Origin of the sequence: Streptomyces sp. V4I23, assembly GCF_030817975.1 — a bacterium.
In the GTDB taxonomy this organism is placed as follows: Bacteria; Actinomycetota; Actinomycetes; order Streptomycetales; family Streptomycetaceae; genus Streptomyces.
In genome coordinates this window covers 3,418,581-3,442,776 of the sequence record NZ_JAUSZW010000004.1, presented here as the reverse complement: position 1 = coordinate 3,442,776, position 24,196 = coordinate 3,418,581, and the positions used below count along the sequence as shown (strand labels likewise).

25 protein-coding genes are annotated in these 24,196 nt (G+C 71.9%); 13 read left to right on the top strand and 12 right to left on the bottom strand.

What is annotated here, in order from left to right; translation table 11 throughout:
- Window positions 1-65: 65 nt before the first annotated feature.
- Both QFZ82_RS17775 and QFZ82_RS17770 read right to left on the bottom strand, forming a co-directional pair.
- On the bottom strand, window positions 66-656 hold the full coding sequence (locus tag QFZ82_RS17775) for a GNAT family N-acetyltransferase (RefSeq protein ID WP_307714105.1): 591 nt from the start codon (window positions 654-656) through the stop codon (window positions 66-68).
- Window positions 656-1,420 (bottom strand): SDR family NAD(P)-dependent oxidoreductase, encoded by a 765-nt coding sequence (locus QFZ82_RS17770; RefSeq protein ID WP_307714104.1) that lies wholly within the window; start codon window positions 1,418-1,420, stop codon window positions 656-658. The genes QFZ82_RS17775 and QFZ82_RS17770 overlap by 1 nt, the downstream gene beginning before the upstream one ends.
- Before the next feature lie 251 nt (window positions 1,421-1,671).
- On the opposite strand from QFZ82_RS17770, the gene QFZ82_RS17765 reads away from it, so the two are divergent.
- Complete coding sequence (locus QFZ82_RS17765; RefSeq protein ID WP_307714103.1) at window positions 1,672-2,202, top strand: hypothetical protein; 531 nt, start codon at window positions 1,672-1,674, stop codon at window positions 2,200-2,202.
- A 219-nt stretch (window positions 2,203-2,421) separates the two neighbouring features.
- Here the strand turns inward: QFZ82_RS17765 and QFZ82_RS17760 are convergent, their stop codons facing one another.
- The gene (locus tag QFZ82_RS17760; protein ID WP_307714102.1) at window positions 2,422-3,918 is read right to left on the bottom strand and encodes an FAD-dependent monooxygenase; all 1,497 of its coding nucleotides are present in this window, start codon (window positions 3,916-3,918) and stop codon (window positions 2,422-2,424) included.
- Window positions 3,919-4,032: 114 nt separating this feature from the next.
- On the opposite strand from QFZ82_RS17760, the gene QFZ82_RS17755 reads away from it, so the two are divergent.
- Both QFZ82_RS17755 and QFZ82_RS17750 read left to right on the top strand, forming a co-directional pair.
- On the top strand, window positions 4,033-4,608 hold the full coding sequence (locus QFZ82_RS17755; RefSeq protein WP_307714101.1) for a TetR/AcrR family transcriptional regulator: 576 nt from the start codon (window positions 4,033-4,035) through the stop codon (window positions 4,606-4,608).
- 141 nt (window positions 4,609-4,749) lie between these two features.
- Window positions 4,750-5,244: a MarR family winged helix-turn-helix transcriptional regulator gene (locus QFZ82_RS17750; RefSeq protein WP_307714100.1), complete on the top strand. Its 495-nt coding sequence runs from the start codon at window positions 4,750-4,752 to the stop codon at window positions 5,242-5,244.
- Between the two features lie 33 nt (window positions 5,245-5,277).
- On the opposite strand, the gene QFZ82_RS17745 is transcribed toward QFZ82_RS17750, so the two are convergent.
- The 5 genes from QFZ82_RS17745 to QFZ82_RS17725 form a co-directional block, all read right to left on the bottom strand.
- Window positions 5,278-6,003 carry a Mut7-C RNAse domain-containing protein gene (locus QFZ82_RS17745; RefSeq protein WP_307714099.1) on the bottom strand — a complete coding sequence of 242 codons (726 nt, stop codon included), beginning with the start codon at window positions 6,001-6,003 and terminating at the stop codon, window positions 5,278-5,280.
- A gap of 58 nt (window positions 6,004-6,061) precedes the next feature.
- Complete coding sequence (locus QFZ82_RS17740; RefSeq protein ID WP_307714098.1) at window positions 6,062-6,907, bottom strand: NAD(P)H-binding protein; 846 nt, start codon at window positions 6,905-6,907, stop codon at window positions 6,062-6,064.
- Window positions 6,908-7,023: 116 nt separating this feature from the next.
- Window positions 7,024-7,776: a phosphodiesterase gene (locus tag QFZ82_RS17735; protein ID WP_307714097.1), complete on the bottom strand. Its 753-nt coding sequence runs from the start codon at window positions 7,774-7,776 to the stop codon at window positions 7,024-7,026.
- A 55-nt stretch (window positions 7,777-7,831) separates the two neighbouring features.
- A complete protein-coding gene (locus QFZ82_RS17730; RefSeq protein ID WP_307714096.1) occupies window positions 7,832-8,365 on the bottom strand; it encodes a GNAT family N-acetyltransferase in 534 nt (177 codons plus the stop codon).
- 49 nt (window positions 8,366-8,414) lie between these two features.
- Window positions 8,415-9,305: a helix-turn-helix domain-containing protein gene (locus QFZ82_RS17725; RefSeq protein ID WP_307714095.1), complete on the bottom strand. Its 891-nt coding sequence runs from the start codon at window positions 9,303-9,305 to the stop codon at window positions 8,415-8,417.
- A 72-nt stretch (window positions 9,306-9,377) separates the two neighbouring features.
- Between QFZ82_RS17725 and QFZ82_RS17720 the strand changes: the two genes are divergently transcribed.
- Window positions 9,378-9,959, top strand: coding sequence for a TIGR03086 family metal-binding protein (locus tag QFZ82_RS17720; RefSeq protein ID WP_307714094.1), 582 nt, complete (start codon window positions 9,378-9,380; stop codon window positions 9,957-9,959).
- Window positions 9,960-10,193: 234 nt separating this feature from the next.
- The gene (locus QFZ82_RS17715) at window positions 10,194-11,069 is read left to right on the top strand and encodes a glycosyltransferase family 2 protein (RefSeq protein WP_307714093.1); all 876 of its coding nucleotides are present in this window, start codon (window positions 10,194-10,196) and stop codon (window positions 11,067-11,069) included.
- Window positions 11,070-11,094: 25 nt separating this feature from the next.
- Here QFZ82_RS17715 and QFZ82_RS17710 read toward each other — a convergent pair whose 3' ends face one another.
- Window positions 11,095-11,649, bottom strand: a complete 555-nt coding sequence (locus QFZ82_RS17710) for a hypothetical protein (RefSeq protein ID WP_215185445.1) — start codon at window positions 11,647-11,649, stop codon at window positions 11,095-11,097.
- A 116-nt stretch (window positions 11,650-11,765) separates the two neighbouring features.
- Here QFZ82_RS17710 and hemL point away from each other — a divergent pair, with 116 nt between their 5' ends.
- The 8 genes from hemL to QFZ82_RS17670 all read left to right on the top strand — a co-directional run bounded on the left by hemL (window position 11,766) and on the right by QFZ82_RS17670 (window position 19,910).
- The gene (gene hemL / locus QFZ82_RS17705; RefSeq protein WP_307714092.1) at window positions 11,766-13,082 is read left to right on the top strand and encodes a glutamate-1-semialdehyde 2,1-aminomutase; all 1,317 of its coding nucleotides are present in this window, start codon (window positions 11,766-11,768) and stop codon (window positions 13,080-13,082) included.
- The gene (locus QFZ82_RS17700) at window positions 13,079-13,759 is read left to right on the top strand and encodes a histidine phosphatase family protein (RefSeq protein WP_307714091.1); all 681 of its coding nucleotides are present in this window, start codon (window positions 13,079-13,081) and stop codon (window positions 13,757-13,759) included. Before hemL ends, QFZ82_RS17700 begins: the two co-directional genes overlap by 4 nt.
- Before the next feature lie 127 nt (window positions 13,760-13,886).
- The gene (locus tag QFZ82_RS17695) at window positions 13,887-15,134 is read left to right on the top strand and encodes a hypothetical protein (RefSeq protein WP_307714090.1); all 1,248 of its coding nucleotides are present in this window, start codon (window positions 13,887-13,889) and stop codon (window positions 15,132-15,134) included.
- Between the two features lie 68 nt (window positions 15,135-15,202).
- Complete coding sequence (locus QFZ82_RS17690) at window positions 15,203-15,802, top strand: TlpA disulfide reductase family protein (RefSeq protein WP_307714089.1); 600 nt, start codon at window positions 15,203-15,205, stop codon at window positions 15,800-15,802.
- A gap of 4 nt (window positions 15,803-15,806) precedes the next feature.
- Window positions 15,807-16,571: a cytochrome c biogenesis CcdA family protein gene (locus tag QFZ82_RS17685; protein WP_307714088.1), complete on the top strand. Its 765-nt coding sequence runs from the start codon at window positions 15,807-15,809 to the stop codon at window positions 16,569-16,571.
- 6 nt (window positions 16,572-16,577) lie between these two features.
- Entirely contained in the window at window positions 16,578-18,257 is a 1,680-nt protein-coding gene (locus tag QFZ82_RS17680) for a cytochrome c biogenesis protein ResB (protein WP_307714087.1), read from the top strand.
- Entirely contained in the window at window positions 18,254-19,345 is a 1,092-nt protein-coding gene (ccsB, locus tag QFZ82_RS17675; protein ID WP_307714086.1) for a c-type cytochrome biogenesis protein CcsB, read from the top strand. Before QFZ82_RS17680 ends, ccsB begins: the two co-directional genes overlap by 4 nt.
- Window positions 19,346-19,394: 49 nt before the next feature.
- A complete protein-coding gene (locus tag QFZ82_RS17670; protein WP_307714085.1) occupies window positions 19,395-19,910 on the top strand; it encodes an SRPBCC domain-containing protein in 516 nt (171 codons plus the stop codon).
- A gap of 12 nt (window positions 19,911-19,922) precedes the next feature.
- On the opposite strand, the gene QFZ82_RS17665 is transcribed toward QFZ82_RS17670, so the two are convergent.
- From QFZ82_RS17665 to QFZ82_RS17655, 3 genes are all read right to left on the bottom strand, one after another.
- A complete protein-coding gene (locus QFZ82_RS17665; protein ID WP_307714084.1) occupies window positions 19,923-21,428 on the bottom strand; it encodes an ABC transporter substrate-binding protein in 1,506 nt (501 codons plus the stop codon).
- Window positions 21,428-23,497, bottom strand: coding sequence for a hypothetical protein (locus tag QFZ82_RS17660; protein WP_307714083.1), 2,070 nt, complete (start codon window positions 23,495-23,497; stop codon window positions 21,428-21,430). Before QFZ82_RS17660 ends, QFZ82_RS17665 begins: the two co-directional genes overlap by 1 nt.
- 143 nt (window positions 23,498-23,640) lie before the next feature.
- Window positions 23,641-24,093: a nucleoside deaminase gene (locus QFZ82_RS17655; protein WP_307714082.1), complete on the bottom strand. Its 453-nt coding sequence runs from the start codon at window positions 24,091-24,093 to the stop codon at window positions 23,641-23,643.
- Between the last annotated feature and the right edge of the window lie 103 nt (window positions 24,094-24,196).

Genomic DNA, 24,196 nt, shown 5'->3' with positions numbered 1-24,196 from the left:
CGGGCACGCGGCTTGTCGCTCGTCAGGGCGGCGAGGTCCTCGGGGCGCACGCGGTCGCCCGCGCGTCACGCTTCCGGGCCGGCCTGCGCGCCCGTGAGCTCGGCGGTCCGTTCCGGGCCCTGCGGCGCCGGCTGGAGGGTCTTGTGGAAGAACGTCGTCGGGCGCAGGACGCCGGAGGGGTCGGCGGCGTAGTCGGGGACCGTGCCGAGCGGGGTCCAGCCCGCCGAGCGGTAGAGGCGCTCGGCCGTGCTGCCCGTCTGCGTGTCCAGCATGAGCAGGGTGCGGCCCGTCGAACGCGCGAACTCCTCGGCGGTGGTGAGCAGTCGGCGCGCGATGCCGCGTCCGCGGGCGGAGCGGTGCACGACCAGCTTGGCTATCTCGGCGCGGTGCCGTCCGTTGGGCGAGGTCTCGCACCTGAGCTGGACGGTGCCGACGAGCCGGTCGCCGTCGCGGGCGGTCCAGGCGGCGATCCGCTCGTCCGACAGGGCGGGTGCCAGGTCCGACCACCAGGCGGCGGCCTTCTCGGGCGTGAGCGCGGAGGTGAAGCCGACCGACGCGCCGTCGTCGACCGCGTCGACGAGGAGGGCGGCGAGTCCGGGGGCGGCCGCCGGCAGATCGGCGGCGGCGAGGCGCGAGACGGCGATGCGGTCGTTCATCAGAGCTCCCTGTGAACCTTGGAGTTGGACGCCTGGGCGCGGGGGCGGACCACGAGCAGGTCGATGTTGACGTGGGACGGCCGGGTGACGGCCCAGGTGATGGTGTCGGCGACGTCGTCGGCGCTGAGCGGTTCGGCGACGCCCGCGTAGACCTTGGCGGCCTTCTCGGTGTCGCCGCGGAAGCGGGTCGTGGCGAACTCCTCCGTCCGGACCATGCCGGGCGCGATCTCGATGACGCGGACGGGGGTGCCGACGATCTCCAGGCGCAGGGTCTCGGCGAGGACGTGGGCGCCGTGCTTGGCGGCGACGTAACCGCCGCCGCCCTCGTAGGTGGCGAGGCCCGCGGTGGAGGACAGGACGACGACGGTGCCGTCGCCGCTCGCGGTGAGCGCGGGCAGGAACGCCTGGGTGAGGTTGAGCGTGCCGATCACGTTGACCTCGTACATCCGGCGCCAGTCGGCGGGATCGCCCGTGGCGACCGGGTCGGCGCCGAGCGCGCCGCCCGCGTTGTTGACGAGGACGTCGCAACGGTCCAGGGACGCCGCGAAGGAGTCGACGGCCGGCCGGTCGGTGACGTCTAGCGGGTGGGCGGTGGCCTGGTGGCCGGCGGCGGTGATCTCGGCGGCGACGGCCTCGATGCGGTCCTTCCGGCGGGCGGTGAGGACGACGTGGAAGCCTGCGGCGGCCAACTGCCGTGCGGTGGCTGCGCCGATGCCGCTGCCGGCTCCGGTGACGACGGCGACGGGGGTCCGGTCGGTTGTCATGTCGTGGCTCCTCGCGCGTGTGATCGAACTGCGGTCAGGATAGGTCGGCAAGGTGACGCGCCGATCTCCGCACGGGGCGCGCAGCGGCTCCGCGACTGTGAGGCCGTACAGGGGCCGGACTACGGCGGGGGTGGGTGGGATGCGCCGGGCCGCGTGGCGCATGCCCGGGCCGGCCGGCGACGGGGGCGGCCGGGACGCGCCGGAGCGACGGGCAATCAGGTGCGTAACGGAAGAATCGGTATCTTCGGTTCATGTGTGTGATGCGTAGGGTGATGTCGGCCGGGGTCGCGGCGTTGGTGTTGGTGGTCGCCTCGGGTGCGGGCGCGCGTGCGGGCGGGGACTCGGGGCCGGGGGGCGTCGGAGCGGCCGGGGCCGCCGGGGCCTCGGGCGCCGTGGCGCCGGAGGCGGACGTGGCCCATCACGGTCATGTCTCCTTGGACGACGGGTGGCTCAAGATCTCCCTGATGACCAGCAACCACGGTCCCTCCAGCCTGGAGGACGCCACGGTGAGGGTGGCGTTCTCCCTTCGGCCGGTCGGCGAACTGCGGCTGCCCAAGCGCTGCCTGTGGGCGGGTGAACGGGTGGTGCTGTGCGGCACGGGCCCGCTGGGCGCGGACGGGGTCGGCCGCAAGACCTCCCTCCGGCTGGGGATCACGGGCGACCCGGCCGAGGCGGTGGTGAAGATCGGCACGGTGTGGAACGGCGGGGCGACCGACCGGGATCCGGCGAACAACAACCACAAGGTCGTCGCGCCGGCCACCGGGGATCCGTACGCCTTCTGACCCGTACGCCTTGTGACCCGAGCGCCTTCTGGTCCCGTACGTCCTCCGGCCCCTGCGCCTTCTGGTCCCGTACGTCCTCCGGCCCGTGCGCCTTCCGGTCCCGTACGTCCTCCGGCCCGTGCGCCTTCCGGTCCCGTACGTCCTCCGGCCCGTGTCGCGTTCCGGTCCCGTACGCCTTCCGATGCCGGCCGTCCGGCCGGCCGGTGCCTCACCGGCCGGTCAGACGGCCGGCTCGCGTCCCGTCGCCCAGGCGATGTATCCGTCGGGGCGGACGAGCAGCGCGGTGCGCCGGCCGGACGCCCAGTGCGCTCTTATGACGCGGCCGGGTGCGGCCGGGGCAGCGGCGGTCTCGGGAGCGGCCTCGTCGGCGGGGCCGATCAGCACGAACTCGCCCTTGCGCAGCAGCTCGTAGAGCCTGCCCTCGGCGAGCCGCAGGTCCGGAGCGCGCCGGCCGGTGAGGGGGTGCGCGCCGCGCGGTGCGCGGTACGAGATGCCGATGCCGGAGACGACGCCCAGGGCCTTCCGTGCCGCAGGCCGGATGCTGCCAATGACGCGGGCGGCGAGCGAACGCGCTGCGCGCTGGAGGGGCGTGTGGGCCATCGCGAGGCGCACGATCGCTCCACTGCTGCGCAGGACCATCCTGCCGACGGGGTGCCGCTCCGACTCGTAACTGTCGAGCAGCGCCTCGGGCTCCGGGGCGAGGCCCTGGATCACCGAGGCGAGCTTCCAGGAGAGGTTGGCCGCGTCCTGCAGGCCGGTGTTCATGCCCTGGCCGCCGGCCGGGGAGTGCACGTGCGCGGCGTCACCCGCGAGGAAGACCCGGCCGGCGCGGTAGGCCGGGGCCTGGCGCTCGTCGCTGTGGAAGCGGGAGATCCAGCGGGCGTCGTGCATGCCGAAGTCGCTGCCGAGGGCCCGGCGCGCGATCTCGCGCACTTCGTCGAGGGTGACGGGCTCGCTGTCGGGGACCTGCCGGGTGCGGTCCCACCCCATGACGCGGTACCAGCCGTCGCCGAAGGGGGCCATGAAGGCGAACGTGCCGCCCGCTCCGTTGACCGTGAGGAGGCCGGGGGGCTCCTCGGCGAGGCGGACGTCCGCGAGCACGATGGACCTGATGACGGACACGCCGGGGAACGGCAGGCCGAGCGCTGTGCGCACGCCGCTGCGGACGCCGTCGGCGCCGACGAGGTAGCGGGCACGCAGGGTGCTGCGGGTGCCGTCCTCGCCGCGGAGCTCGGCGGTGACGGACGCCGGGGTGTGGGTGGGGGACTGGTCGAGGCCGGTCAGCTCCGTCCCGTGGCGGAAGTCGACGCCCGCGGACTGGGCCCGGCGCTCGAGCAACCTCTCCACCTCGTACTGCGGGGTGATCAGGAGGAACGGGAAGCGGGACGGGAGCGTGCCGAGGTCGAGGGAGAGCCGGCGGAACAGGCGCAGTCCGGTGATCGGCGTGCCCTTCGCCACCAGCTCGTCGGCCAGGCCGCGGGCGTCCAGCAGCTCCAGCGTGCGGGCATGGACGCCGAAGGCGCGGGTGAGGTTGCTGATCTCACGGGGGCGACGCTCGACGAGTGTGACCGAGACGCCGGCGCAGGCGAGGTCGCCCGCCAGGAGCAGACCGGTCGGGCCGGCCCCGACGACGATCACGTCTGTGTCGAACGGGCCGGGTCCGTCGGCGTGCTCGATCGGTGTGGTGCGGGCTGCGGTGCTGGGCTTGCCGGGCATGGCTGCCTCCGGTGGTCGACGGCTGTAGGTCAACACCTGTTGGTCAACGCTTGTTGGCAAATGTAGAGCGGTCGCCTCTGGCGTGTCAACACCTGTTGGCCTACAGTCGTTGGCATGACGACGGAAGCACCCGGCACTCCCCGCCGCTCCGATGCCACCAAGGCCGCGATCCTCGAAGCCGCCCGCGAGCGCTTCGCGGCCGACGGGTACGAGCGGGCGACGATCCGGGCCATAGCGCGCGACGCGGGCATCGACCCCTCGATGGTCATGCGCTACTACGGCAACAAGGAGGGGCTGTTCGCCGCGGCCTCCGAATTCGACCTGCGCCTGCCGGAGTTGGGCGCGCTGCCCGGCAGGCATGCCGGCGCGGTGCTCGTCGCCCACTTCCTGGACCGGTGGGAGCACGACGACGTGCTCACGGCGCTGCTGCGGGCGGGTGTCACGAACGCCGCCGCGGCCGAGCGTGCCCGCTCGATCTTCCGGGAGCAGCTGGGTCCGGTCGTCGCGAGCCTGTCACCGGACCCGGCCGACGCCCCGCGCCGCGCCGCGCTCGTCGCCTCTCAGATCCTCGGCATGGCCCTGGCCCGGTATGTGCTGCGCTTCCCGCCCGCCGTCGAGATGACCAAAGAGGAGGTGGTGAGCTGGCTGGCCCCGACGGTGCAGCGCTATCTGACGGGTGAGCGCCCCTGATCTCCGGTGAGTGGTCGCCCGGCAGACGCACCGCTCCCCGGGACGACCCGGCCTCCGGACAGCCCGCCCCGGCGGCCGAGGCCCCGGCAGCCTGGCCTCTGCCGGTGAAGGCCATGGAGGACTGCTCCGTACACTTCCTGCATGACGCAGAAGAACTCGGACGGCGCCGCGCGGGGCCGGCTCATGAGGGAGCTGTCCACGGCGTCGCGTCGCTACATGGCCTCGTACGCCCTGTTCAACCAGGCCCTCGCCGATCATCTCGGGCTGCATCCCACGGATCTCCAGTGCCTGAACCTGCTCGAGCTCGAAGGCGGCCCGGTCACGACCGGGCGGGTCGCGGAGCTGACCGGGCTCACCACCGGTTCGGCGACCCGGCTGGTCGACCGGCTGGAGCGCGCCGGATATGTGACGCGGGAGCGCGACACGCACGACCGGCGCCGGGTTCTGGTGGCGTGCGTGCCGGAGCGGATGGCCGAGTTCGGGGCGCTGTGGGCCCGGCTGGGCGGAGCCTGGGTGTCGATGATCGACACGTACGCCGACGAGGAGATCGCGCTGCTCACGGCGCACATGCAGCGGACGGTGGAGCTGAGCGCGACACAGGTGGAGCGGCTGCGCGCGGGTGACTTCGACGCGTAGGGGCGACAGGCGGACGGTGCGGCGGGTCCGCCCTCACGCCCCCGCCGTGCGCAGGGCCGACGCGACGATCGCCTCCAGACGGGCGTGGTGGGCGCCGCGCCAGTAGACGCGGTCGCAGACGGTGCACCGGGCGAACACGTCGTACGTGCGCTGCGTGCCCTGCTCCAGTTGCGCCTGCACCGAGTCCTTGTCGGCGTCCGTCAGGGGCCCGTTGCACGCCGTGCACCGCGTCCAGGGCGCGAGCTCCGGCGCGAACCGCTCCAGTACGTCCGTGAGTTGGTCGTCGGGCCGGTCGCTGTAGACGTACGCGCCCGCCCAGATCTCCCGGCGCCGCAGCAGGCCCCGGTCGCGCGAGAGCAGCACGCGCCGCTCCTTCGCGGACTGGGCGGCCAGGGCGGGATCGCCGATGTCCTCGTTCTCGTACGCCGCGTCCACGCCGAGGAGGCGAAGCCGCCGCGCCAGCGTGCCCAGATGGACGTCGAGCAGGAAGCGGAGCGGCGCGCCGGGGACACGCTGGGGCCGGTCGACGCCGCGTACCTCGACGTGTTCGCCTTCCTGCGGAATGTGCGAGACCGGCACCTGGCGGCCGTCGACCAGCAGGCGGCCCGCCTCCGTGAGCGGGACACCGAGCGACTCGACGACATGTCCGAGCGTCGACGAGCCGTCCGTGACGACGGCGGTGCGGCCCTGGCGGCGCTCCGGCGGGAGGAAGAGCCGCAGCTCAGGGGCGACGCTGAAGGTGATTTCCGGTCCGTTCACAGCGCCAGCATGTCACCGGCCGCACGGTGGCAGCCACCAGTTTGCTCAGCGTCCCGCGCTAGACGCGGAACGCGTCCGCGTGCTCCTGCGCCCACTCGGCGAACGTCCGCGCCGGGCGTCCGGTCAGTTCCTCGACGGTGCGGGTGAGCAGCGCGGGCGAACCGTCCGTCGACGCCCAGTAGTCGAGCAGGGCCCGCGCGAACGCGGCGGGCAGGTAGGCGGATACGGACTCCTGCCACTGCTCCGGCGTCACCGCGCGGATCTCGATGGGCGCCGCGCGGCCCGCGGCGCGCTCCAGGATCGCGATCTGCTCGGCGAAGGTGAGGGACTCGGGTCCGGTCAGGTGGTACGCGCGCCCCCTCGGCCCGGGATCGGTGAGCACGGCCAGAGCGGCCTCTGCCACGTCCCGTTCGTGGATCGGGTCGCCGTAACTGCCCGGGTAGGGAAGGTCGATGACGCCGGTGGTGCGCAGGGCGCGCGCCCACTGGAGCGCGTTTCCGGCGAACGCGCCGGGGCGCAGGACGGTCGTGGCCACCGGTCCGGCGGTGAGGGCCTCTTCGACGGCGAGGTGGTGGCCCGCGAGGGGGTCGGAGGCCGCGTCGGCGCCGAGGACCGAGCTGGACGACAGCAGGACGATGTGGGAGACGCCGGCGGTGTGCGCCGCGTCGACGAAGGCGTCGATGTGGGACGGCTCGGCGTACAGGAAGACGGAGTCGACGTCTTGGAGGGCCGCGGGGAAGGACGACGGGTCGTCGAGGGCCAGCCGTACGGGTTCGAGGCCGTCCGGGAGGGCGAGCTTGTCGGGGGCGGCGGATGCGGCCCGGACCGAGGCGCCGCGCTCCTGCAGCAGGGAGAGCAGGGCCGAGCCGACCTTGCCGCGACTGCCGGTGACGAGGGTGGTCATGGGAGCTCCTCAGACAAGAGAGTCTTCGTTATGCATAATCTGCGTGACGCAGATAAATATCCAGGGAAAGGGCCCGCCTCGTCAAGCGGGCCCTCGCCGTGCTCCCGATCGGCCCGCTACGGCACGACGCGGAAGTGGGTCGTGACACGGGCGCCGCCCTCGTCCAGGACGTGGAACGCGACGCCCGGAGGTGCGGTGCGGTCGGTCAGCGTTTCGCCGTTCTCCCACGGCAGGCGCAGCGTCGAGACGACCCCCGGGGCCACCAGCAGCGGCCGGCCCGCGAAGGTCGTCGCGCCGGCGGTGTGGGCGTGGCCGGTCAGGACCGCCGGGACGTTGTCCCGCCCGGCCAGCAGGTCCGACAGGCGGTCGGCGTTCGTCAGGTTCGTCGCGTCCAGGTACGGGTGGTGGATCACGGCCGGCGGGTGGTGGAAGGCGGGCAGGGCGGGGGTGTCGCCCAGGTCGTCGAGCGTGCGCTCCAGCCACCGCAGCGTCTCGTCGTCGAAGCGCCCGGCGTCCTCGCCGGGGATCGTCGAGTCGCACAGCAGGAGGGCGTAACCGCCCACGCGGTGCAGCCGGTTGACGGGCGACTCCGGCGTGGCGGCGGACGTGTCGCCCAGCAGCACCTTGCGGTAGGCGGCGCGGTCGTCGTGGTTGCCGGGGCAGGTGACGTGCGGCGCGCTCAGGCCGGACAGCAGCTCCGCCGCCTGTGCGTACTCCTCGGGCGCCCCGTGGTCCGCGATGTCGCCGGTGACCAGGACGGTGTCGGGCCGGCGGGACAGGGAGTTGAGATAGGCGATGGTGCGCACGGCGCGGTCGGTGGCCCGCTCCGTGCCGTCGAGATGCAGATCGCTGATGTGGGCGAGCAGCATGGATCCCCCTCCGTCATGACACGCTACTAATGGTTGGGCGAGTTTATTCCGTTAGTCAGCTGCTCGTGAGGTCGAGGCGCCAGTCGTGGGAGCGCAGCACGTTCCCGGGCGGGTACTCGACCTCGCGCTCGCCGAGGAGCGTGAAACCGGCCTTGCGGCACACGGCGTTGGACGCGACGTTGTCCACGGAGGGGAACGCGTGCAGTGTGCGGTGCCGCCGCTCGGCGCGCGCCCGCTCGATCACCGCCAGCGTCGCGGCGGTCGCGATCCCGCGGCCCTGGAACGCGGGCAGCACGGCCCATCCCGACTCGTAGATCTGCTCGCCGTCCCAGGTCTGCTCCCAGAAGCCGACGGAGCCGGCGGACCGGCCGGCGTCATCCCCTTCGGCCAGGACGATGCGGAACATCCGGCCGCGGCCGGTGCGGTCGGCGCTCAGCTCCACATAGCGCTGATGCCGCATGATCAGCTGTTCCTCGGTCTCGGGACCGCCGAGGTGGTCCATCAGCTCCGGCGCGTTCACGGCGCACAGCAGCTCGAAGTCGTCCTCGGACCACGGCTCGATCCGTACCTTCACTGTGTCGATGCCCATGCCCGGCACTGTAGGGGCGGGGTACGACGAGGGCCCCGTACGGCGGGGCTCAGTGCGGGGGACGTGCGTACGCGGTCGGCGGGACGCCCACCGTCGCGGTGAAGTCCCGTACGAGGTGGGCCTGGTCGCTGTAGCCGAGTTCGGCGGCGAGCGCGGACCAGTCGACCGCGGCCGTCTCCGTCTCGGCGCGCTCCAGCGCCTCGTGGATGCGGTAACGGAGGATGACCCACTTCGGGCCGACGCCGACGTACGCGGAGAAGAGCCGTTGCATCGAGCGCGTCGACACACCTTCCGCGGCGGCGAGTTCGGCGACGCGCCGGATCGAGCGGTCGGCGCGGACCCGGTCGACCAGGGCCATGGCCTGCGACGCCTGCGGGTCCGGCGCGGGGGCGAGGCCCAGGAGGAAGGCGTCCAGGGCGGCGACGCGGGCGTCCTCGTCGTCCGGGCCGACGACCCGGCGGACCTCCGCGGCGACGTGCGACGTCCCGGCCGCGACCGGCCCGACGGGTCCCTCCGATCCGTCCGGCTCGTCGGGGCCCCGTACCGGGCCCAGGTCCGCGTACGCCTGCGTCAGGGGGACCCGCCGGCCCGTCCAGTCCGACACCGGGCGGCCCGGTGCGAAGGGCCGGAACCCGCCCGGCCGGAACTGCACGCCGCACACCCGCCCCCGGCCCTCCAGCTTCTGCGTGAACAGCCCCAGGCCGATGCCCGCGATCTCGGCCCACGGCTCCTCGTCGCCGTACTGCTGGAACACCAGGTTCACGGACGGGTGCGGCACGACGTGGGAGGCGTACGGCTCGGTCAGGTCCCAGTCGATGAGCCAGTAGTGCTCGAGGTAGGGGCGCAGTTCGGGGGCCGGCTCGCGGCGGCGGAAGTCGACGCGGGCGAGCAGCTCCCGGGCTTCGACGATGCCCCGGGTGTCGCGTCGCGGACCTGCCATGCGCCGATCCTAATCCGGCGACTGTCGCGTTTCTTCAAGACGGGGGAGGCGGTGCTGCCTACGGTCGGACGTATGACGAACACCATCAGCGACCTGTTGCGGGCAGCCGTCGAACGCTCCGTGCCGGTGGTGCGCGGCATCACCGACGACCGGCTCGGCGATGCGACGCCGTGCGCCGAGTACGACGTGCGGCAGCTGGTCGATCACCTCTTCCAGGTGGTGGTCAACTTCCAGCTGCTGGCGGCCAAGAAGGACGCCGACTTCTCCGCGGAGCCGGACCGTGCCGGGCACGGCGACTGGCGCGAGGAGTTCGCGGCGGAGGCCGAGGCGCTCGTCGAGGCGTGGGCGGCGCCGGGAGCGGACCAGGGCACCACGGGCGCCATGAACATGTCGGCGGGCCTGGTCGGAAGGATGGCGCTCGGCGACCTCGCCGTGCACGCCTGGGATCTCGCGCGGGCCACGGGGCAGGAGTACACGCCGGATCCGGTGGTGGTCCGTGAGGTGCTGACCGCGTTCGGGGAGCTCGCGCCGACCGCCCGCGCGATGGGGGTCTTCGGCGAGGAGTATCCGCTGCCGGACGGGGGAGCGGGCGCGTCCGACCTCGACCGGCTGCTGGCGCTGACGGGACGCGACCCGGGATGGCGCCGCCCCTAGCGGGCGCGCGGGGCGGCTCCGGGCGCGAGCGGCGCGGATGAGGCGTGCGTCACCACCACAGGGGACCGGTGCGCCCCGTACCGTGCACCGCCGCCGGTCACGGCGGGTGCGCGCCCTGCACGCTCACGGCCGTCGGCCACATGCACGTGCCCGTGCGCGTTCACCTCCATACATCTGCCGGACCGACACCGTTAAGCTCGCGGGTCACGACCGGCAACAGATGGAGATGTGGACGTGTCCCGAGCGCGTGTGGGTGTGGCCGTACTGACGATGGGCTCCCGCCCTGCGGAACTGCGGGCCCTGCTCGACTCGGTGGCCGCTCAGGACCATCCCGCCACCCGCGTCGTCGTGGTCTCCAACGGCGCCCCGCTGTCCGAACTGCCGGCAGGCGTCACGGGTGTCGAGCTGCCCGAGAACCTCGGCGTGTCCGGCGGGCGCAACGTCGCCATGGAGCGGCTGCGGGAGTTCGGCGACGTCGACGTGCTCGTCGACCTGGACGACGACGGGCTGCTCATCGAGACGGACGTCTTCAGCCGTATCGCCGCGATGTACGACGCCGACCCCGCGCTCGGGATCGTCAGCTTCCGCATCGCCGACGAGACCGGCTTCACCCAGCGCCGGCACGTGCCGCGCATCGGGAAGACCGATCCGCTGCGCGGCGGCCAGGTGACCACGTTCCTCGGCGGCGGGCACGCCCTGTCGATGCGGATGCTGGAGCGGGTCGGCGGCTGGCCGGACGACTTCTTCTTCACGCACGAGGAGACCGATCTCGCCTGGCGCGCCCTGGACGACGGCTGGAAGATCCTCTACGCCCCCGAGCTGGTGCTCCAGCACCCCCGTACGCCTCCCACGCGGCACGGCGTCTACTACCGGATGACCGCCCGCAACCGTGTCTGGCTGGCGAAGCGGAACCTCCCGGCCCTGCTCGTGCCCCTCTACCTGGGCTCGTGGACCGCGCTCACCCTGGCGCGCACCCGCTCGGCGCCGGGCCTTCGCGCCTGGTTCGGCGGATTCGCCGAGGGCGTCCGTACGCCGTGCGGAGAGCGCCGTCCGATGCGCTGGAGCACGGTGTGGCTCATGGCCCGGCTCGGCCGGCCGCCGGTCGTCTGACCGGGCGGACGAGGGGCGCGCGGGGTCAGGGCCACACCAGGCAGTACGGCTGGTGGCCCGCCTCGTGCAGACGATGGCTGAAATCCTGCCATTCGTGGAGCAATTGGTAGACGTTGAACGCGTCCCGGGGGCCGCCCCGGTCCGGGACCGTCGACCAGATGAAGGCCGCCGCGCCCACCGACTCCTCGCCGATGTCCCGCAGCGGGTCCACCACGGTCATGGGCAGCTTCACCACGGCGTAGTCGGGGTGCAGCACCACGAGCTCCAGCGGCGGCACCTTGTGCAGCGGCATGCCCTGGATACCGGTCAGCACCATCGCGGCTATGGTCTCCGGCTTGATCTTGGTGAACATGCCGCCCATGCCGAGCTCGTCGCCGCCCAGCTCCTCGGGGCGCATCGAGATCGGCACCCGTGCCGCCGTGGCGCCGTCGGGCGCACCGAAGTACTTGTACGTCACCCCCAACCGGCCGCTCCTGCCTCCCACGGGATCATCCGCTTCGCCTCGCCGGTGCTTTCCGCGCCGGGCAGGCTCAGGACCCAGGTCGTCGGTCCCCTCGCCCAGTCCGCCACCGCGATGCATATCTCCACCCGACCACTCGCAGCCCCCGCCGCGCAACCAGATCATCGTGACAGTGACCTCCCCCACGAACGTGTGGTGAAACACCTGTCCGCAAGATCGCCCGGGCCTCTGAGACCATGGTTTCCGTGAGCTTTCCCTATGACGCCCCAGTTTCGCAGACGCTTTTCGACCGCGCGTCCCTCGTGACGCCCGGCGGCGTGAACTCTCCCGTCCGTGCTTTCCGTGCCGTGGGCGGTACGCCCAGGTTCATGGTGTCCGGCACCGGCCCGTACCTGACCGATGCCGACGGCCGCGAGTACGTCGACCTCGTCTGCTCGTGGGGGCCGATGATCCTCGGGCACTCCCACCCCGAGGTCATCGAGGCGGTGCAGGCGGCGGTCGCCCGCGGCACCTCCTTCGGCACGCCGGGCGAGGGCGAGGTCGCCCTCGCCGAGGAGATCGTGGCCCGTGTCGAGCCCGTCGAGCAGGTACGGCTGGTCTCCAGCGGCACCGAGGCGACGATGTCGGCGATCCGGCTGGCCCGCGGCTTCACCGGCCGGTCCAAGGTCATCAAGTTCGCCGGCTGCTACCACGGGCACGTCGACGCGCTCCTCGCCGCGGCGGGCTCCGGGGTCGCGACGTTCGCCCTGCCGGACACGCCCGGCGTCACGGGGGCTCAGGCCGGTGACACGATCGTGCTGCCGTACAACGACCTGGAGGCCGTGCAGGCGGCGTTCCACAACCACCCGGGCGAGATCGCCTGTGTGATCACGGAGGCGTCGCCGGGCAACATGGGCGTGGTGCCGCCGCGGCCCGGCTTCAACCAGGGGCTCAAGGACGCCTGCGCGAAGAACGGCGCGCTGTACATCTCCGACGAGGTGATGACCGGCTTCCGCACCTCGAAGGCGGGCTGGTACGGCGTCGACGGCGTGGTGCCCGACCTGATGACGTTCGGCAAGGTCATGGGCGGCGGGTTCCCGGCCGCCGCGTTCGGCGGGCGCCGGGACGTCATGGCGCACCTCGCGCCGGCCGGTCCCGTCTACCAGGCGGGCACGCTCTCCGGTAACCCGGTGGCGACCGCCGCCGGCCTCGCGCAGCTGCGCCTGCTGGACGACGCCGCGTACGAGAAGGTGAACGCGGTCTCGCAGCGGATCCAGGCGCTGGTGACGGACGCCCTGACCAAGGAGGGCGTGGCGCACCGCCTGCAGACGGCGTCCAACATGTTCTCCGTCTTCTTCACCCCGACCGAGGTCAGGGACTACGAGGACGCGAAGAAGCAGGAGGCGTTCCGCTTCAACGCGTTCTTCCACTCGATGCTCGCCGACGGGGTCTACCTGCCGCCGTCCGCGTTCGAGTCCTGGTTCGTCTCGACCGCCCACGACGAGCGGGCGATCGAGCGGATCGCGGCCGCGCTGCCCGCCGCCGCCCGAGCCGCAGCGGAGGCCACCGCATGAGCACCAGGGACATCACCGTCGTCCATCTCATGCGCCACGGCGAAGTGCACAACCCGGACGGCGTCCTCTACGGCCGCCGCAGCGGCTACCACCTCTCCGAGCTCGGCCGGCAGATGGCCGACCGGGTCGCGGAGCACCTGGCGGCCCGGGACATCACGCATGTCGTCGCCTCCCCGCTGGAGCGGGCCCAGGAGACCGCCCAGCCGATCGCCAAGTCGCACGGTCTGACCCTCGAGACCGACGAGCGGCTGATCGAGGCGGCCAACGTCTTCGAGGGCAAGACCTTCGGCGTGGGCGACGGCGCGCTGCGCCAGCCGGCCAACTGGAAGCACCTGACGAACCCGTTCCGGCCGTCCTGGGGCGAGCCGTACGTGGAGCAGGTCGTGCGGATGTCGGCCGCGCTGGAGGCGGCGCGGGACGCGGCGCGCGGCCACGAGGCCGTGTGCGTCAGCCACCAGCTGCCGATCTGGGTCGTGCGCAGTTTCGTCGAGAGGCGACGGCTGTGGCACGACCCGCGGCGCAGGCAGTGCACCCTCGCCTCGCTGACCTCGTTCACCTACGAGGGGAACAGGATCGTGTCGGTCGGATACTCCGAGCCGGCCCGGGATCTCGTCCCGCCGCATCTTCTCGCCGGCGCCAAACCCGTGAAGGGCAAGTCCAAGGCATTCGGCGCCTAGCCCGCACGGGAAATGGCGTAGAAAAACCCGTCCCGCACATCAGGAACCCCCGCGTTCCACACGGCATCTCTCCCTGTGCCGGTTTGGAAAGGCTCCCCCCGACCAGGGGAGCGCGGATGGGGACGATATGCGCGACATCACTCGACGGGGCCTGCTCGGAGCGGGACTTGGGGCCGCGGCCGCGGTCACCGTGGCGGGCTGCGGCTCCAGTGGTCCGGGCGGCGCCGGAGGTGGTGCGCCCGGCCGGGGCGGTGACCAGGGCAAGGGCGCGAAGCCCTCGCCTTCGGCGACGCGGGGCCGGCCGATCGGCGACGGCTCCACCTCCGACACCGGGAAGCAGCCGCATCAGCCGGAGCGTCCCGTTCCGCTGGAGCCCGGGCAGACGCCGCCGCAATTCGTGATCTTTTCCTGGGACGGTGCGGGCGAGGTCGGCAACGGTCTTTTCCCGCGTTTTCTCGAACTCGCCAGGAACCACGGCGCGGCGATGACCTTCTTCCTCTCCGGTATCTACCTGCTGCCCGAGTCGAAGAAAACGCTCTACCGTCCGCCGAACAACGCGATCGGCGCCTCGGACATCGGTTATCTCACCGACGAGCACATCAAGGACACGCTGAAGCACATACGCCAGGCATGGCTCGACGGCCATGAGATAGGCACCCACTTCAACGGGCATTTCTGCACCGGTTCCGGATCGGTGGGCAACTGGTCGTCGGCGGACTGGCGCAGCGAGACCGACCAGGCTGTGAAGTTCGTCACCGAATGGCGTACCAACAGCGGCTGGCACGACATCGATCCCCTGCCTTTCGACTACCGCAAGGAACTCGTCGGAGGCCGCACGCCGTGTCTGCTCGGCCAGGCCGAGCTCCTGCCCGTCGCGAAGCAGCTGGGCTGGCGGTACGACGCCTCCTCGCCCGGCGGCCGCCAGATGTGGCCCGACAAGCGGCTGGGCATCTGGGACCTGCCGCTCCAGCAGGTGCCGTTCCCCGGGCGCTCCTTCGAGGTGCTGTCCATGGACTACAACATGCTGGCCAACCAGTCCCACCAGGCGACGCAGGGCGTGCCCTCGCGCTTTCCGGGCTGGCGCAGGCAGGCGACGGAGGCGTATCTCGCGGGATTCACCCGCGCCTACGAGTCCAATCGCGCACCGTTCTTCATCGGCAACCACTTCGAGCAGTGGAACGGCGGCATCTACATGGACGCCGTGGAGGAAGCGCTCAAGGGCATGGCCGGCAAGAAGGACGTACGGCTGGTCTCCTTCCGGCAGTTCTGCGACTGGCTCGACGTGCAGGATCCGCAGGTGCTCGCGAAACTGCGCACCCTTCAGGTCGGCGAGTCCCCCGCGGGCGGCTGGAACGCATTCCTTAAGGCTTCTTGACAAGGGGCCTTATCGGGCACGCAGGGGGGTGCGGAAGATCGCCGCCGGGGCCATGCGAAACTTTTCACATGAGCCTCAGCCGTGCCCCCCGCGCCGCCCTGTTGACCGCCCTGGTCGCCGCAGGTGCGCTCACCCTGTCGGCCTGTGGCGAGGGCGGAAAGTCCGGAGGCGGCGGCGACACCAACTTCGTCACCGGCTCCGGCGGCATCGACACCGTCGCCAAGGGGGAGCGTCAGTCCCCGAACGAGCTCAAGGGCGAGACCCTGGAGGGCGAACCGCTCGACGTGGCCGGCCTCAAGGGCAAGATCGTCGTGATGAACGTGTGGGGATCATGGTGCCCGCCGTGCCGTTCCGAGGCCCCCTATTTCGCGAAGGTCGCCAAGGAGACCAAGGCGAAGGGCGTCGAGTTCGTCGGGATCAACACCCGGGACAGCAAGAAGGGCCCGGCGCTCGCTTTCGAGAAGGACTACGGAATCGAGTACCCGAGCCTGTACGACCCGATCGGCAAGCTGATCGTCAACGGCTTCCCCAAGGGCAGCCTCAATCCGCAGGCCATTCCCTCCACGATCGTGCTCGACCGGGACGGAAAGATCGCGGCCCGCTCGCTCAAGGCGCTCGACGACGAGGAACTGCACAAGATCATCGACCCGTTGATCGCGGAGAAGTGATCCTGTGACGTTCCTTGCCGCGGCACCGGACGTGTACGACACGGTCTTCGGCGGCGCCCTGCTTCTCGCTCTGCCCATCGCCCTGCTCGCCGGGCTGGTGTCCTTCTTCTCGCCGTGCGTGCTGCCGCTCGTCCCCGGCTATCTCTCGTACGTCACCGGGGTCACGGGCACCGACCTCGCCGAGGCGAAGCGCGGCCGGATGGTCGCCGGCGCCTCCCTGTTCGTCGTCGGCTTCACCGCCGTGTTCGTGTCCGGCGGGGCGCTCTTCGGCTACTTCGGCTCCACGCTCCAGGGGCACCGGGAGATCCTGTCCAAGGTCCTCGGCGCGCTGATGATCCTGCTGGGTGTCTTCTTCATGGGCCTGATGCCCTGGCTCACCCAGCGCGAGTTCCGCGTCCACAGGCGGCCGGTGTCGGGCCTGCTGGGCGCACCGCTGCTCGGCGCGCTGTTCGGGATCGGCTGGACGCCGTGCATCGGACCGACGCTGTCCGCCGTGACGGCGCTCGCAGCGAGCGAGGCCAGTGCCGGCCGCGGGGCGCTGCTGACCGTCGCGTACTGTCTCGGCCTCGGGCTGCCGTTCGTCCTCGCGGCGGTGGCGTTCCGCAAGGCGCTCGGTGCGTTCGCCTGGGTCAAGCAGCACTACGCATGGGTGATGCGGACCGGCGGCGTGATGATGATCGCGACCGGTCTGCTGCTGCTCACAGGTGTCTGGGACACCATGGTCCAGTCGATGCAGAGCTGGTCCAACGGTTTCACGGTGGGGATCTGAACGTCCATGAGCACGTACGACACCGACGAACGCGAACTCGGCGAGGCCGGCGCACAGCTGTCCACCGCCCCCACCGACAACGCGACGGACCAGGCCGTCGGCGGCCCCACCCTCGGCGTGCTCGGCTGGGCGCGCTGGTTCTGGCGGCAGCTGACCTCCATGCGGGTCGCGCTGATCCTGCTCTTCCTGCTCTCGCTCGGGGCCATCCCCGGCTCCCTCGTCCCGCAGAACAGCGTGGACGAGATGAAGGTGCAGGCGTTCAAGGACCGCCACGAGGTCCTCGGGCCCCTCTACGAGAAGCTGCAGTTCTTCGACGTCTACAGCTCGGTGTGGTTCTCCGCGATCTACATCCTGCTGTTCGTCTCCCTCATCGGCTGCATCGTGCCCCGCTCCTGGCAGTTCGTCGGCCAGCTGCGCGGGCGCGCCCCGGGCGCGCCGCGGCGGCTGAACCGGCTGCCCGCGTACACGACGTGGCGCACGGAGGCCGAGCCGGAGCAGGTGCGCCGGGCGGCGCTCGCTCTGCTGCGCGGGCGCCGTTTCCGCGCCCACGAGGCGGGCGACGCGGTCGCCGCCGAGAAGGGCTACCTGCGCGAGGCCGGCAACCTGGTCTTCCACGTGTCGCTGATCGTGATGCTCGTGGCGTTCGCGGCGGGCCAGCTGTTCAAGTCCGAGGGCGGCAAGCTGGTCGTCGAGGGCGGCGGCTTCTCCAACACGCTCACGCAGTACGACGACTTCAAGTCCGGTTCGCTGTTCGACACCGACGACCTGTCCCCGTTCAGCTTCACGCTGGACAGCTTCACCGGCACGTACGCGAAGAGCGGCCCGCAGCGCGGCACGCCGCGCACCTACGAGGCCGCCGTGACCTGGTCCGGGCCCGGCGGCACCGAGAAGAAGCAGGTCATCGAGGTCAACAAGCCGCTGGAGGTGGACGGCACCAAGGTCTTCCTCAACGGCCACGGGTACGCCCCCGTCGTCACCGTGCGGGACGGCAAGGGCGAGGTCGTCTTCCAGGACGCGGTGCCGCTGCTGCCCATCGACAACAACATCACCTCCACCGGTGCCATCAAGGTGATGGACGGCTACCGCGACAAGGACGGCCGCAAGGACCAGCTCGGCTTCCAGGCGTTCTTCGTGCCGACGTTCGCGGGAGACGGCAAGGGCGACATGTTCTCGCAGTTCCCGGGCCTCGAGTACCCCGTCCTCGCGCTCACCGGCTACCACGGCAGCCTGGGTGTCGACGCGGGTCTGCCGCAGAACGTGTACCAGCTCGACACCAGCAAGATGAAGCAGTTCACGAACGCCGACGGTGAGATCCTCAAGCAGCGGATGCGCCCCGGCGAGACCATGAAGCTGCCGGACGGCGCGGGCTCCATCACCTTCGAGGAGGAGGTCAAGGAGTGGGCGACCTTCCAGATCACGCGTCAGCCCGCCACCGGCTGGGCGCTGACCGGCGCGATCGCCGCCATCGCGGGCCTCGCCGCCTCGCTGTTCATCCAGCGCCGCCGCGTCTGGGTGCGGGCCGTGCGCGGTGAGGACGGTACGACGGTCGTCGAGATGGCGGGCCTCGGCCGCAGCGAGTCGGCGAGGCTCCCGGAGGAACTGGCCGACCTGGCCACGACCCTCCACTCACAGGCGCCGACGGCGCCTGAACCTGTAGACGTTCCTGCCGAAGGGGCTGAGAAGTGACTCTCGCCGCCGCAACCGCCGCCGCAGCCAACGAGAACCTGGCGCAGATCAGCAACTACCTGATCTATTCGTCGATGGCCGTCTACACGCTGGCCTTCCTCGCGCACATCGCCGAGTGGCTCTTCGGCAGCCGCAGCAAGGTGGCCCGCACGGCCGCCGCGCTCACGGCCCCCGCGGAGGAGGCCGCCGCCCCGCCGGTCACGGTCACGAAGGCGGGCGCGACCGCGGTCCTGGAGAGGCCGAAGGTCGTCACGCGGGCCGCGAGCGGCACCCGGGACGTGCCCGACGGCCCCGGCGCGCACGGCGGCACCGAGCAGGGCGACCTGTACGGCCGCATCGCCGTGTCGCTCACCGCCCTCGCGTTCCTGCTGGAGGCGGCGGGCGTCGTCGCCCGTGCCCTGTCGGTGCAGCGGGCGCCGTGGGGCAACATGTACGAGTTCTCCACGACGTTCTCCACGGTCGCCGTCGGCGTGTACCTCGCCCTCCTGCTGGCCGGGAAGAACATCCGCTGGGCCGGCCTGCCGCTGGTCACCACCGTCCTGCTGGACCTCGGCTTCGCCGTGACGTACCTGTACACCGAGAGCGACCAGCTGGTGCCCGCCCTCGACTCGTACTGGCTGTGGATCCACGTCTCCACCGCGATCTTCTGCGGCGCCGTCTTCTACCTCGGCGCGGTCGGCGCGGTGCTCTACCTCTTCCGCGACGCCTACGAGCGCAAGCTCGCCCGCGGCGGGCAGCCCGGCAGGTTCGCCACGTCGGTCATGGAGCGGCTGCCCTCGGCCGCCTCGCTCGACAAGTTCTCCTACCGCGTCAACGCGGCCGTCTTCCCGCTGTGGACATTCACGATCATCGCGGGCGCGATCTGGGCCGGCGACGCGTGGGGCCGCTACTGGGGCTGGGACGCCAAGGAGGTCTGGTCGTTCATCACCTGGGTCGCCTACGCCGCCTACCTGCACGCCCGCGCCACGGCCGGCTGGAAGGGCCGCAAGGCCGCGTACATCGCGCTCGTCGCGTTCCTGTGCTTCCTGTGGAACTACTACGGCGTGAACATGTTCGTGAACAGCCTGCACTCGTACGCGGGCGTCTGAGGCCGCCCGTGAGGTAGCGCCCGCGCCGCCCCCGCGGGACGCTGGAGGCATGAGTGACGTGATCCCCCAGGGCACCGTCGAGACCCGGGACGACGGCACTCACCTGCTGCGGTACGAGCTGCATCTGCCGCATCCGGTGATCCGGGTATGGGCCGCCGTCGCCACTCCCGAGGGTCTGCCGACCTGGCTCTGCGCCGCCGACCTGCTCGAACCGAGAATCGGCGGCGCGGTGAGGCTGCGCTGGCTCAACACCGACGCGGAGGGGCGCCACACCTTCGCGGAGGGCCATGTCACGGCGTGGGACGTGGAGCGGGTCGCCGAGTACACGGTCACCGTGCACGGCCGCATCCGCTTCCACCTGGAGCCGCACGGTGACGAGAGCACGGTGCTCCGCTTCACCAACGAACTGCGCTGCGACGACGAGGTGCTGCTCGACTGCCTGGCCGGCTGGCACAACCACTTCGAGCTGCTGGTCGCCGCGCTGGAGGGCAGGCCGACCACCGACTGGTCGGCCTGGACCGCCGAGCGCTGGCAGCAGCTGCGGGACGCCTACGCGGCCGCCTGAACGCGGAACCATTCAGTCCTTCCTGACGATGCAGTCCACCGGCGGCGGCTTCTGGTCCGGCCAGGAGAACTCCTCGAACCGCAGCGTCCCGTCGGCGGCGAGCCGCACGATCGGCACCGCCTTGTTCCGCGGGTTGCCGTAGTTGTCCAGGCAGATCCAGCCGCTCGCGCCGTTCACCCGGAGCGAGCCCGTCAGATGCGGCCACTGGGCCGTCACATCGGTCAGCGCGGGAGCCTTCGCCGAGGTGCCGGTCGCGCGCCGGATGCCCTGCACGGCCGTCGCCATCGCGTCGTGCCCGATGATCGTCTGTCCGTCCTGGAGCTGGTTCGGCCCGATCTCGGTGCGCATCTCGGCGATCGCGTCGGCCAGTTGCCGGTACGCCGCCGCCGAGCCGCCGGTCGCGGGCAACGTCCGCCCGGGTGTCTCGACCCAGGCGTCCGGGTGGGCGAGCGCCGCGTACTTCAGCGTCACCCGCGGCTTCTTCTCGCCCGGCCGCAACGCCAGCGCCTGCCGGTCCAGCTTGTCGTCCGAGCCCAGGTAGGACGCCTCGTCGCCGGTCAGAACGGTGAAACCGCGGCGCGCGCAGCCCGCCCTGCCGAGCTCGGAGAGGAAGATCCGCAGCGGGGTGTGGCGGCCGGCGAAGAACACCGTGTGGGCGTCGGTGTCGCAGATGTAGTGGGCGATGCTGTTGAAGACGTTGCCGAGATTGCCCGGGTTGTCCGGCTCCTTGCTGGACGTGAACTGCGTCGGCTCGTAGACCTGGTCCGGCAGCTGCTCGTTGAACGCCTCGCGCAGCGAATGCGCGTAGCGGTCGTCCGGATTCGTGTCGTACACGAGCAGCGCGCTGCGGTCGACGGACTTGGCGTGCGACACCAGCGCCCGGGCCTCGTCCCTGTTGGTCGGGGACACCCGCGCGAGGCCGGGGATGTTGGTGATGTCGTCGGCGGTGATCGTCGAGCCCACCATCGGAATGTGATGACGGGCCAGCAGGGCGACGGCCTGCTTGTTCGCGGTGTTGCTCGTCGCGATGCCCGTCACCGCGCGCAGCTGCTCGGGACCGTCCGCCATCGTGACCAGCTGGTTCGCCACGGTCTCCCAGTGGTGGCCGAGGTTGCCGGTGTTGGCCAGCAGGACACGGATCTTCGGCGGCCTGCCCTCGGCCTCGTTGGCGAGCTTCTGCTGGAGGTACACCCCCTGGAGCTCGTGGCGCATCTTCGTCAGCTGCTCCGGCGCCCTCGAGGTGAACGGCATCATCACCGCCACCGAGACCGTCAGCTGCTCGGAGTCCTCCGCGCTCCGGTTCTCGACGGCGATGGCGCGCGCGACCTCCCGTATCTCCTTCACCCCGAAGTCGTAGCCGGTGGCCGAGACACCGATGCACTCGTCGCTGCCCTCGGGTTTCACCACGCCCTTCGCGCACGAGCGGTTCTGATCGAGGACGCCCGGCCCGAAGAGCACGCCCAGCACGACCGCGGTCACGACCCCGGCCCCGATGAGGATCTTCGTCAGGTTGTTCATCAGTCCATCCCCCCACTCGCCCGGCCCCGCCGGGAGCAGTCGCACTCCCGCAGCGGACGGCCCGACCGGATGCTCTCCGCCCAGTGCGTGGCGGCGTCGGTGAGTACGGAGCTGTCGGCGACGTCGTCCCGCAGGGCGTGCAGCGCCCCGTGGACCGCCGCCTCCAGCCGCGCCTCGGGCAGCTCCAGCCAGTCCTGCGCCAGCCAGGCGGCGTTCAGCAGCCGCTCGACGCGCCGCTGCGGCTCACGGTGCCCGCCCGTGAACGCCTGCCTCCGCCGCTCCGACAGCCCCTCGAAGCCGGGCGCGGACGCGATGTGCAGCAGCTCGTCCAGCCAGGCTGCCGTGTCCGCGCGGCCGAGCGAGTCGGTGAGATACGCGACCGCGCCGCCGGTCCGGCCGATCGCCAGCTCGTGGTGGTACGCCTGCCAGGAGTCGGGGCCCGCCGCCGCGTAATGCATCACGAGCCGCGAGTGCATACCGAGCCACGACGAGTGGTCGGCGTCCAGGTGGTAGAGCCGGTGCAGCAGCAGGGTGCGCAGACAGTGGTCGGCCACGAAGTGCCGGTCGCAGCGCGGCCATCCGTCGGAGTCGAGCGCGTGGCGCAGCTCCGGCGTCGTCATGCCGGCCGCCGCCGGGAGCAGCAGATCGGCGGAGCGCGCGTCGGCGGCCGGGGACACCCGGGTGAGCAGGTCGCCCAGCTCCCCGGGGGCCAGCTCCTCCCGCAGCGCCTCGGCGACCGTCGGCCCGGTGGCCGCCCGCCGCGGTGTCGCCGGCCGGTGCCGCAGCAGCGAACGCAGCGTCAGCGTCGCGAGGGCGGTCGGCGCCGGCGGGCCCGCCGGGCCGGGCGGCACGGAGGCGCCGTCCGCCGTCCGCAGCTCCTCGATCGCGTCCGTGATCCGGGTCATGGCCAGCGGCCGTCCGCCCGTGAACCGGTAGAGCGCGCGCGGCAGTCCGGGCGGCAGCATCGCGTCCGGATCGACGTGGCTCAGCAGCCCGTCGGAGGTCTCGGGACCGGCCGGAGGCAGCGGCGGATACGGCACCACGACCATCGGGTGTACGCACAGCCCGTCGCCCCGGCCCCCCGCGAGGCCCACCGCGGAGCTGAGCGACGCCAGCCGGTGCGCGCCCTGCAGGACCGGCGGATCGCCGCGCCGGAACGCCGCGTACACCACCACCCGGTCCGGATGGCCGGTCGACCGGTGGGTGAGGCAGTCGCGCACCAGCTGCTCGCCCAGCTCGTCGTGGGCGTTGTCGAGCAGCATCAGCGGGCGGCCGGTGCGCAGCAGCCAGCCGGCGGTCGTCCGGTACGCCTCCTCCAGGTCGGCCCGCAGCGCCTGACCGAGGAAGTACTCGGCCCGCCGCCGCTGGTCACCGCCGAGCCGGAAGTGGCTGCCCAGCAGGGTCAGCCCCCAGCGGGCGCTGCCCTGCGCGCCCGGATAGGCCCCGTACCAGCCGACGGCCTTGCGGCTGCCGCGCTGGAACAGCTCCTGGAGCAGCACCTCCACCGACACCTCGATGAACTTCTGCACCGGCGGCAGCGGCATGGGCAGCGCCGCGTACGCCGCCATCAGCTTGGCCACCCAGCTCTGGACGACCGCCGCCCAGTTGCCCCGGGACGGCGAGATCAGCTCCAGGCGGCGCAGTTCGGCGGCGATGCGATCGTCCTGGTCGGCGTTCCACGTGCCGGAGGCGACGGCGACGAGCCCCGCGAACAGCCGGGTCATGTGCAGCGTCGGCACCCGTGGGGGCCCGGCGCTGGTGAAGCCGATGCCGAGCAGCCGCAGCGCCTCCGTCACCAGCGAACGCGACTCCGGCGACTCGGCCGCGCCGGTGCGCAGCGTGTCGTCGGCGCAGTCCAGGTACGCGGTGGGCGTGACCGGTCCGCAGACGTCCCGCAGCCAGGCGAAGTCGTACGACTTGCCCATGCCGCGGCCGCCGACGACGGCGACGACGGGAGGCGGCAGGGCCTTGCAGGAGGGGCGGAACTTCCGGCCGGCGACCTCGGTGCCGGTGAGATGGGACGTGAGCTGCGCGAGCAGTTGGCTCCTCGCGGCGAGTTGATCCCTCAAAAACAACTCCCGAGCGGTCAAGTGGCGCCGGGGAACAGGTAGTTGACGGCCATGATATGGCCCGCGGGGCAGGTGGGCGAGGGGATTGACGCGTTTTCGTGTTCAGTCCGTTACCGCCCGTCGCGGGCTCCGGCGGGGCCGGGTCATGCGTCGCCGATGTCCTCGTTCCACAGCGCCGGATGACCTTCGGCGAAGTCCCGCATCATCGCCGCGCACCCGGGATCGTCCAGCAGCACGATCTCCACGCCGTGCTCCGCCAGCCAGTCGTGCCCGCCGTGGAAGGTTCGCGCCTCGCCGATCACGACCCGGGAGATCCCGAACTGCCGCACCAGCCCGGAGCAGTACCAGCACGGCGAGAGCGTCGTCACCATCGTGGTGCCCCGGTACGACCGCTGCCTCCCGGCCGCCCGGAACGCCGACGTCTCGGCGTGCATCGACGGATCGCCGTCCTGCACACGCCGGTTGCGGCCGCGCCCCAGCAGCGAGCCGTCGGCCCCGTACAGCGCGGCCCCGATCGGGATGCCGCCCTCGGCGAGCCCCGCACGGGCCTCGGCGACGGCGGTGGCGAGCCACCTGCGGGCCTGAGCATCGTCCATGCCCGGACTCTTCCCCGGCGGGCCCCGGCACCACCCCATCGACACGGCCGATGGGGCCATCGGCAGGACGCCCCACTGGCCCGTGGACCGGCGCACGGGTCCG

Excerpts from the sequence above, each read along its gene's own strand:
- QFZ82_RS17775 (WP_307714105.1), bottom strand. The coding sequence starts at position 656 with ATGAACGACCGCATCGCCGTCTCGCGCCTCGCCGCCGCCGATCTGCCG.
- QFZ82_RS17770 (WP_307714104.1), bottom strand. The coding sequence starts at position 1,420 with ATGACAACCGACCGGACCCCCGTCGCCGTCGTCACCGGAGCCGGCAGC.
- QFZ82_RS17765 (WP_307714103.1), top strand. The coding sequence starts at position 1,672 with ATGTGTGTGATGCGTAGGGTGATGTCGGCCGGGGTCGCGGCGTTGGTG.
- QFZ82_RS17760 (WP_307714102.1), bottom strand. The coding sequence starts at position 3,918 with ATGCCCGGCAAGCCCAGCACCGCAGCCCGCACCACACCGATCGAGCAC.
- QFZ82_RS17755 (WP_307714101.1), top strand. The coding sequence starts at position 4,033 with ATGACGACGGAAGCACCCGGCACTCCCCGCCGCTCCGATGCCACCAAG.
- QFZ82_RS17750 (WP_307714100.1), top strand. The coding sequence starts at position 4,750 with ATGACGCAGAAGAACTCGGACGGCGCCGCGCGGGGCCGGCTCATGAGG.
- QFZ82_RS17740 (WP_307714098.1), bottom strand. The coding sequence starts at position 6,907 with ATGACCACCCTCGTCACCGGCAGTCGCGGCAAGGTCGGCTCGGCCCTG.
- QFZ82_RS17735 (WP_307714097.1), bottom strand. The coding sequence starts at position 7,776 with ATGCTGCTCGCCCACATCAGCGATCTGCATCTCGACGGCACGGAGCGG.
- QFZ82_RS17730 (WP_307714096.1), bottom strand. The coding sequence starts at position 8,365 with ATGGGCATCGACACAGTGAAGGTACGGATCGAGCCGTGGTCCGAGGAC.
- QFZ82_RS17725 (WP_307714095.1), bottom strand. The coding sequence starts at position 9,305 with ATGGCAGGTCCGCGACGCGACACCCGGGGCATCGTCGAAGCCCGGGAG.
- QFZ82_RS17720 (WP_307714094.1), top strand. The coding sequence starts at position 9,378 with ATGACGAACACCATCAGCGACCTGTTGCGGGCAGCCGTCGAACGCTCC.
- QFZ82_RS17710 (WP_215185445.1), bottom strand. The coding sequence starts at position 11,649 with ATGCATCGCGGTGGCGGACTGGGCGAGGGGACCGACGACCTGGGTCCT.
- hemL (WP_307714092.1), top strand. The coding sequence starts at position 11,766 with ATGGTTTCCGTGAGCTTTCCCTATGACGCCCCAGTTTCGCAGACGCTT.
- QFZ82_RS17700 (WP_307714091.1), top strand. The coding sequence starts at position 13,079 with ATGAGCACCAGGGACATCACCGTCGTCCATCTCATGCGCCACGGCGAA.
- QFZ82_RS17695 (WP_307714090.1), top strand. The coding sequence starts at position 13,887 with ATGCGCGACATCACTCGACGGGGCCTGCTCGGAGCGGGACTTGGGGCC.
- QFZ82_RS17690 (WP_307714089.1), top strand. The coding sequence starts at position 15,203 with ATGAGCCTCAGCCGTGCCCCCCGCGCCGCCCTGTTGACCGCCCTGGTC.
- QFZ82_RS17680 (WP_307714087.1), top strand. The coding sequence starts at position 16,578 with ATGAGCACGTACGACACCGACGAACGCGAACTCGGCGAGGCCGGCGCA.
- QFZ82_RS17670 (WP_307714085.1), top strand. The coding sequence starts at position 19,395 with ATGAGTGACGTGATCCCCCAGGGCACCGTCGAGACCCGGGACGACGGC.
- QFZ82_RS17665 (WP_307714084.1), bottom strand. The coding sequence starts at position 21,428 with ATGAACAACCTGACGAAGATCCTCATCGGGGCCGGGGTCGTGACCGCG.
- QFZ82_RS17655 (WP_307714082.1), bottom strand. The coding sequence starts at position 24,093 with ATGGACGATGCTCAGGCCCGCAGGTGGCTCGCCACCGCCGTCGCCGAG.